Raw genomic sequence first — 462 nt, forward strand, 5'->3', positions numbered from 1 at the left:
GACATGCGCGCGTCGGCGCGCTTGCCGGCCTTGTCGACGAACTGCGCGCGCAGCGTCTTGATCATGAAGTCGAAGCCGAGGGCGATCAGCACGCCGACGGTCAGCGCGATCAGGGACTCGATCGCGGCGTTGGGGACGACCCGGTCGTAGACCACCATGATGAAGAGCGAGGTCGACAGGCCGAGGAAGTTGGTCAGCGCCGCCGCGACGAGCACCTGGAAATAGAGCCACTTGCCCTGCCGGAGCGAGCCCCAGAACCAGTCGTTCTTGCCCCTGGGCTTCGAGGCGGTGTGCACCTTCCGCGCGAGGACGAAGAAGGGTTTGAGCCGCTGCTTGAGCTCCGCCTTGCTCAGCGTTTCCTCGCGGGGCGCGGCCTCGGCGTCGAAGTGCAGGACGCGGGCCTTGCCGCCGTCGCCGATCTCGGCGACGACCACGGCGTCGCCCGCCGCGGTGAAGCCGATC

Annotated in this window: 1 pseudogene; it reads right to left on the reverse strand. The window is 68.2% G+C overall.

Annotation, left to right across the window (positions count from 1 at the left end):
- Window positions 1-462, reverse strand: a pseudogene (locus tag AB6A65_RS16600) (type I secretion system permease/ATPase); the annotation flags it as partial.

Source organism: Rhodosalinus sp. FB01, assembly GCF_041365715.1.
Classification (GTDB): Bacteria; Pseudomonadota; Alphaproteobacteria; order Rhodobacterales; family Rhodobacteraceae; genus Rhodosalinus.